Source organism: Benzoatithermus flavus (assembly GCF_037908215.1).
Lineage (GTDB): Bacteria > Pseudomonadota > Alphaproteobacteria > Geminicoccales > Geminicoccaceae > Benzoatithermus > Benzoatithermus flavus.
Window position 1 is genome coordinate 1 of record NZ_JBBLZC010000132.1, and the last position, 537, is coordinate 537.

At 50.5% G+C, this 537-nt stretch carries 1 protein-coding gene; it reads left to right on the top strand.

What is annotated here, in order from left to right; translation table 11 throughout:
• The coding region (locus U1T56_RS24500) for a flagellin N-terminal helical domain-containing protein (protein WP_471683467.1) at positions 1 to 537 on the top strand (537 nt) is incomplete at both ends.

Genomic DNA, 537 nt, shown 5'->3' on the forward strand with positions numbered 1-537 from the left:
TCGCGGTTTGCAAATGGCGGAACGGAACGCGCTCGATGCGATTTCGCTCATCCAAACGGCGGAAGGGGCGTTAAACGAAGTCCACAGCATCCTGCAGCGGATGCGCGAGCTGGCTGTGCAGGCGGCGAATGATACGCTGGAGCCGAGCGACCGCGCTGCCATTCAAGCGGAAGTGGATCAGCTGACAAAAGAAATTGATCGCATTGCTGATACGACACAGTTCAACCAAAAGATTTTATTTAGTGGTTCGCCGGAAGGCCGGGCGTTTGTCCAAGCAAATTCTCCAACCATTCGTTATGCAGGAAATGGAACATGGCAGGGAGTTGTTACAGCGACACCAACGGATCCGGCGAAAGTCGTACTCGACTTTTCAAAGAACCTCGGTATGTTGACCCAAGATCAAATCGATGGTCAAACGTTCACAATTAATGGAAAAAAATACCAATTAGACAGCAAAAATAATGGGTTAACCAATACGGGGCACATTGCCGTGAATGTCAGCTGGATTGCCACTCCTGCGAACGATAGTGACGCCGT